2 protein-coding genes and 4 pseudogenes are annotated in these 7,097 nt (G+C 74.0%); 4 read left to right on the forward strand and 2 right to left on the reverse strand.

Annotated features, from left to right (window positions below):
- Nucleotides 1-71 precede the first annotated feature (71 nt).
- The gene (locus BJF83_RS00005; protein WP_262391188.1) at nt 72-884 is read right to left on the reverse strand and encodes a hypothetical protein; all 813 of its coding nucleotides are present in this window, start codon (nt 882-884) and stop codon (nt 72-74) included.
- 830 nt (nt 885-1,714) lie between these two features.
- Between BJF83_RS00005 and nirB the strand changes: the two are divergent.
- From nirB to BJF83_RS00025, 4 pseudogenes are all read left to right on the forward strand, one after another.
- Nucleotides 1,715-4,215: pseudogene (nirB, locus tag BJF83_RS00010) on the forward strand (nitrite reductase large subunit NirB).
- Nucleotides 4,212-4,583 (forward strand): annotated as a pseudogene (gene nirD, locus BJF83_RS00015) (nitrite reductase small subunit NirD). Before nirB ends, nirD begins: the two co-directional pseudogenes overlap by 4 nt.
- Nucleotides 4,580-5,730, forward strand: a pseudogene (locus BJF83_RS00020) (uroporphyrinogen-III synthase). Before nirD ends, BJF83_RS00020 begins: the two co-directional pseudogenes overlap by 4 nt.
- Nucleotides 5,727-6,416: pseudogene (locus BJF83_RS00025) on the forward strand (sirohydrochlorin chelatase). Before BJF83_RS00020 ends, BJF83_RS00025 begins: the two co-directional pseudogenes overlap by 4 nt.
- A gap of 316 nt (nt 6,417-6,732) precedes the next feature.
- Here the strand turns inward: BJF83_RS00025 and BJF83_RS27255 are convergent.
- Nucleotides 6,733-6,906 (reverse strand): hypothetical protein, encoded by a 174-nt coding sequence (locus BJF83_RS27255; protein ID WP_158070309.1) that lies wholly within the window; start codon nt 6,904-6,906, stop codon nt 6,733-6,735.
- Nucleotides 6,907-7,097: the final 191 nt, after the last annotated feature.

Raw genomic sequence — 7,097 nt, forward strand, 5'->3', positions numbered from 1 at the left:
CTCACGCGGCCCCTTCCCCGGCGGGGGAGGGGCCGCCGCCACGGACGCCCGCCCCCCAACCCGGCCCGCCCCTACCCGGCCACCACGGCCCGCGCCGGCTCGGCCTCGGGCAGGCCCTTACCGCACTCACCGCACTGCGCGCGCCGCCGCACCGCGTAGGCGGCCGTCGCCACCCCCAGCGCCGCACCCCACACGCCCATCGACAGGAACACGCTCGCGTGCGCAGGCTCGCTGACGGGGGTCGCCCCCTGAGCACCGGACATCACCTGCACCAGGGTGCTCCGGCCCATCGCCACCAGGGCCACGGTCACCAGACTCGCGGGCACCACCGCCAGCGCGACCGGCACCCGCCGCCCGGCCAACCCGACCATCCACCGGGGGAACCGGACCCCCCACCGCTGGACCAGACCCAGCATGAGCACCGCGCCGACCACCCCGGCCGACCCCAGCGACAGGCCCACGGCCACGGTGAAGGGGTCCGACAGCAACCGCCGGGTCTCCTCCTCGCCGAAGTCCAGCGCCACCCCGAACAGCCACAGGAACCGCAGCGCCGGGTAGAGCAGGGCCAGCGCCACGCCCACCGCCACGGCCCACCGGCCCACCCGCAGCGCCCGCGCCCGCACGCGCCGCTCCTGCTCGGGGGTCCAGCCCCCGCCGCGTCCGCAGCGCCGACACGAGCCGCGCACCACCCTGCGGTGGACGAGCGCCGCCACCGCCCACAGGACCACGCCGAGCGCGCAGAACAGCAACGTCAACGCCGTGGGCTCCAGGGTCGCCGACACGTAGGACGACCACAGATCCGGCACGAACCAGCCCGTCACCGGCACGATCATCGTGTACCCCATCCAGGCCAGCAGCGACCCGTCGAGGAACACCAGCAGCACCCCGGACCCCACCAGCCACGCGCCCGCCTCGCGACCCGGCCGCCCGCACCGCCTCCGCGCAGCAACAGCACCGAACACACCAAACCGGCCAGCCCGCACGCGGCCATCGCACCCGCCGCCACCCCCAGCCCCCGGCCGGAGAACAACGACCCGAACGACTCACCCTCGGGCACACCCCTGGGCAGCACACCCGACCACCACCCCAAACCCAGGCCACAGCCACCGCCGACCAGGCCAGCACCAGCCAGGGCGCCACGGACGCCCGCGACCCCTCCCGGTCGGGGGCAGCGGGTCGAACGGACGAGGAGACGGTCATGATCAAGGCTCCCTTCGAGGGCCGAAGCGTTGGCTCCACCCTCTCCGCCCGGCCCCGCCCCGCCACCTCCCCACCAGGGTGAACCGCCTCCCTCCCACGGGGGAGCGGCGCTCACCCGCCCAGCACGCCCCAGCCGGTCCGCGCCCACGGCACAGCCCCACCCGTCGAAGGGATTCCCGATCGTCGAGCCCGCGACGCACCCGCCAAGGGCCGTTTGGGGACTGGCCCCGAGACACTCGCGCCAGGAGAGCGTCATCCACCAGACCGATCGTCCCCCCATCGTCGGCCCGAAGCTCGCCCAACCACTCCCGCACCCCGCACACGGTCACAGCCGCGCACGCTGGGGGTTCGCCACACCGGCCTGTGGCGCGAATCCAGGAACCCCCGATCACTCATCCGCCACCTGCGGCGACAGCACATCGAAACACCCCCGTCACAACCGGCTGACGCCGGGGAAACACCCTCCGGGTTGCCTGAACACGACCGCACCGCAGCCCGGAGGAGCCGAACACCCATGGAAGAACTCGTCGTCATCGGCAACGGCATGGTCGGCCACCGGCTCGTCGAGGCCCTGCGCGACCGCGACACCGCCCACCACTGGCACACCACCGTCGTGGGCGAGGAACCACGCACCGCCTACGACCGTGTCGCCCTCTCCTCCTACTTCGACGGCGCCAGCGCCGACGACCTCTGCCTCGGCGACCCCGCCGGCCCCAACACCACGTCCACGTCAGCGAACGCGCCACCGCCGTCGACCGCGCCACCCGCACCGTCACCACCTCCACCGGCCGCACCCTGGCCTACGACCGCCTCGTCCTGGCCACCGGATCCACCCCCTTCGTCCCACCCATCCCCGGCCACGACCTGCCCGGCTGCCACGTCTACCGCACCATCGAGGACCTGGACGCCATCACCGACTCCGCCCAAAGCGCCCGCACCGGCGTCGTCATCGGCGGCGGACTGCTCGGCCTGGAGGCCGCCAACGCCCTGCGCCTGCTCGGCCTCAACGCGCACGTGGTCGAACTCGCCCCCCACCTGATGCCCGCCCAGATCGACGAGGGCGCCGGCTCCCTGCTCAAGAACCTCGTCGCCGACCTGGGCGTGAGCGTGCACACCGGCGTCGCCACCACCGCCGTCGAACCCGGCCCCCACGGCCGCGCCGCCCGCCTGGTCCTGGACGACGGCGGCCACCTGGACACCGACCTGGTCGTCTTCTCCGTCGGCATCCGCCCCCGAGACGACCTGGCCCGCGCCTGCGGCCTGGACCTGGGCGAACGCGGCGGCATCGCCATCGACGACACCTGCACCACCAGCGACGCCCGCATCATGGCCGTCGGCGAGGCCGCCAACCACCGCGGCACCGTCTACGGCCTCATCGCCCCCGGCAACGCCATGGCCGAAGTCGTCGCCGACCGCCTCGTCGGCGGCTCCGCCACCTTCACCGGCGCCGACACCTCCACCAAGCTCAAGCTCATGGGCGTGGACGTGGCCAGCTTCGGCGACGCCCACGGCCGCACCCCCGGCGCCCTGGACGTGGTCGTCAACGACGCCGCCGGCGGCCGCTACGCCAAGCTCGTCCTGTCCGACGACGCCACCACCCTGCTCGGCGGCGTCCTGGTCGGCGACGCCACCGCCTACGCCACCCTGCGCCCCTTGGTCGGCTCCCCGGTACCCGGCGACCCACTCGCCCTGATCACCCCCGACGGCGGCGCCGTCGGCGCCGACGCCCTGCCCGACCACGCCCAGATCTGCTCGTGCAACGCCGTCACCAAGGGCGCCGTCTGCGAGGCCATCCACTCCGGCTGCACCGACGTGCCCGCCCTGAGGCCCGCACCCGCGCCGGAACCAGCTGCGGCTCGTGCGTGCCCATGCTCAAGCAACTCCTGGACCAGGCCGGGATCGTCCAGTCCAACGCCCTGTGCGAACACTTCACCCAGTCGCGCGCCGAACTGGTCGAGACCGTCCGCGCCACCGGCCTGACCACGTTCTCCGCCCTCATCGAACGGCACGGCACCGGCCGCGGCTGCGACATCTGCAAGCCCGCCGTCGCCTCGATCCTCGCCTCGCTCGGCGGCGGCCACATCCTGCAGGGCGAACAGGCCGCCCTCCAGGACACCAACGACCGGTACCTGGCCAACATGCAGCGCAACGGCACCTACTCGGTCGTCCCGCGCATCCCCGGCGGCGAGATCACCCCCGACAAACTCATCGTCATCGGCGAGGTCGCCCGCGACTTCAACCTCTACACCAAGATCACCGGCGGCCAGCGCATCGACCTGTTCGGCGCCCGCCTCGAACAACTCCCCGCCATCTGGTCCCGGCTGGTCCGGGCCGGCTTCGAATCCGGGCACGCCTACGGCAAGGCCCTGCGCACCGTCAAGTCGTGCGTGGGCACCACCTGGTGCCGCTACGGCGTCCAGGACTCCGTCGGCCTGGCCATCCGCCTGGAGGAGCGCTACCGGGGCCTGCGCTCACCCCACAAGCTCAAGTCGGCCGTCTCCGGGTGCGCCCGCGAGTGCGCCGAGGCCCGCGGCAAGGACTTCGGCGTCATCGCCACCGAGAACGGCTGGAACCTGTACGTGGGCGGCAACGGCGGCTTCACCCCCCGCCACGCCGAACTCCTCGCCTGCGACCTGGACGAGGACACCCTCATCCGCTACATCGACCGGTTCCTGATGTTCTACATCCGCACCGCCGACCGCCTCCAACGCACCGCCCCCTGGATCGAGGCCATGGACGGCGGCCTGGACCACCTGCGCGACGTCGTCGTCCACGACTGCCTGGGCATCGGCTCCGAACTCGAACACGCCATGGAACACCACGTGAGCGCCTACTCCGACGAGTGGGCCGACGTGCTGGCCGACCCCGACAAACTCTCCCGGTTCGTGTCCTTCGCCAACGCCCCCGACACCCCCGACCCCACCATCACCTTCACCACCGCCCGCGACCAACCCGTCCCGCGCCCCCCTCAACCTCGGCATGCCCACGCCCCGACCGAAGGAGACCACCCGATGACCACCCTCACCCACGCCGCCACACACACCGGCACCTGGATCAACGCCTGCCCCACCCACCGCCTCCACCCCGAGGACGGCGTGGCCGTCCTGCTCCCCCGACGGCCGCCAGGCGGCCCTGTTCCGCACCCACGACCACCACCTGTACGCGGTCGACAACATCGACCCCTACACCCGGGCCGCCGTCATCTCCCGCGGCATCGTCGCGACCGCGACGGGGAACCCACCGTCGCCTCACCCATGCTCAAGCACGTCTTCTCCCTGCGCACCGGCCACAGCCTGGACGACCCCGCCACCCGCCTGACCACCTGGCCCGTCCGCGTCGACGGCGGCACCGTCCAGATCCACACCGGCGAGGGGACCCCGTGACCGAGACCGTGCACGCACCGCCCGCACCCACCACCGCGCCCCTGGCCGGGTTCACCGTCGCCGTCACCGCCGCCCGCCGCGCCGACGAGCTCTGCGCCATGCTGCGCCGCAAGGCGCCGAGGTCCTGTCCGCGCCCGCACTGCGCATCGTCCCCCTCAGCGACGACCAGCGCCTGGCCGCCGTCTCCCGCGAACTCGCCCGCCGCCCCGCCGACGTCGTCGTGGCCACCACCGGCATCGGCTTCCGCGGCTGGATCGAGGCCTGCGAGACCTGGGGAACCGTCGAACCCCTCCTGGCCTCCCTTCGCGCCTCCCGCCTGCTCGCCCGCGGCCCCAAGGCCAAGGGCGCCATCCGCGCCGCCGGACTCACCGAGGAGTGGTCACCCCCCTCCGAGTCCTCCGCCGAAGTCCTGGACCACCTCCTGGCCACCGGCGTGCAGGGACTGCGCGTGGCCATCCAACTCCACGGCGAACCCCTGCCCGACTTCACCGCCGCCCTGCGCCTGGCCGGCGCCGAGGTCGTCGAGGTCCCCGTCTACCGGTGGACCCAGCCCGAGGACACCGCCCCCCTGGACCGGCTCATCGAGGCCACCACCACCGGGGGAGTGGACGCCGTCACCTTCACCAGCGCCCCCGCAGCCGCCGGACTGCTGGCCCGCGCCCGCACCAACGGCCAGGCCGACGCCCTCGTCTCGGCCCTGCGCGGCGACGTCCTGGCCATGTGCGTGGGCCCCGTCACCGCCCGCCCCCTCATGGCCCACGACATCCCCACCGTCTGGCCGGGACGCGCCCGCATCGGCGCCCAGGTGCGCAAACTCACCGAGGAACTCCCCAACCGGTTCCCCACCCTGGACGTGGCCGGGCACCGCCTGCGCCTACGCGGCCACGCCGTCCTCATCGACGGCGCCGTCCACACCCTCTCGCCCACGCTGATGCGCCTGATGCGCGAACTCGCCCGCCGCCCCGGCCAGGTCCGCGACCGCGCCCACCTGCTCACCTGCCTGGGCGAGGACGCCGACGCCCACGCCGTGGAGACGGCCGTGGCCCGCCTGCGCACCGCCCTGGGCGACCCCCGCATCATCCAGACGGTCGTCAAACGCGGCTACCGCCTGGCGCTGGACACCTTCGAGTGCGCGGCCACGCCATGAACAGACGGCCCGCCCTCGTCCTGGCCGTCCACGCACCCGCGACCCACACGGCACCGCCGTGGCCCACTCCCTGGCCCTGCGCGTGGGCGAGATCACCCGCATGCCCGTCCACCTGGCCTTCGCGACGTGCCCTCGCCCAGCGTCGCGACGTGGCCGCCAGCGTCCCGGGCCCGATCGTGGTCGTGCCCGCCTTCCTGGCCAGCGGCCACCACGTGCGCAAGGACATCCCGCGCCAGCTCGCCAAGGCCGGGCGCGCCGACGCCGTGCTCGCCCCCGCACTGGGCGCCCACCCCGCCGTCGTGGCCACCGCCCACCGGCGTCTGCTGGCAGCGGGCCACCGCCGGGGCGACGCCGTCGTCCTGGCCTGCGCCGGGACCCGCGACGAGCGGGCCCGCGCGGAGTCGCACGACCGCGCCCGAGCCCTGGCCCGGCTCCTGGACACCCCCGTGGCCGCCGGCTACGTCGCCACCGGGGGTCCCACGGTCACCGAACAGGTCGCCCGCCTGCGCGCCCAGGGCCACGAGCGGGTCTCGGTGGCCACCTGGCTGCTCGCGCCGGGGCTGTTCCACGACCGCCTCGCCGCCAGCGGAGCCGACGTGGTCGCGCCGCCGCTGTGCCCGGATCCGGCGATCGCCCACGCCGTCGCCGAACGCTACCGCCAGGCCGCCATCCCGCTGCCGGTGTGAGCCGCCGCGCCCGGTCACGCCGCCCGGACGCGCCACGCCGACCCTGTGCAGAATGTCCGCCATCCCATCACCTCTCGTCGTGCGTGGGGCGCCCGGGTTCGGGTGCGCCCGCGCCGCCGCTCCGGGCACGGCGGCGTTCGTTGGCGCGCGTTCAGTCCTGCCGGGCGCGCTGTATGGTCTCGGCGACGCGCTGGACGCGCCGCGGTCGGGCGTCCCACGCGGCCCCGGCCGACGACAGGTGCGCGACCGCTCGGGCGAGTTGGAGCTGGTCGACCTCATAGCGCCGTCGACCAGAGCTCGTCGTCGACGGGCGCGTTCAAGGCGTCGACACCAGCCCGGAGGCGTAGTCGGCCAGGCGGGGGAGGAAGCGGTCCCATCCCTCGGTGTTCTCGCGGTACCGCTCCTGGAGCACGGCCGCCTGCCAGCACCTGTCCCGGAACCCCGTCCTGGTGAAGCGCACCAGCGTGCCCCCGCGGACGGTTCGCTCCATGCCGCCGTAGTCCATCGCACCCTCCCCGTCTGGCAACCTTTCGTTGCACGAAAACGCCGCGCACTACACCAGCACGCGCAACCCAAGGTCGCGGAAAAGGCACCGACCGCCCCCACACACCCGCATGGCCACAACCGGCAAACCATGCCACATCCCCCCGCACGCGGGGAACACCACCGGTGGTATCGCGA

The sequence above is a fragment of the Nocardiopsis sp. CNR-923 genome, assembly GCF_001942255.1.
Classification (GTDB): Bacteria; Actinomycetota; Actinomycetes; order Streptosporangiales; family Streptosporangiaceae; genus Nocardiopsis.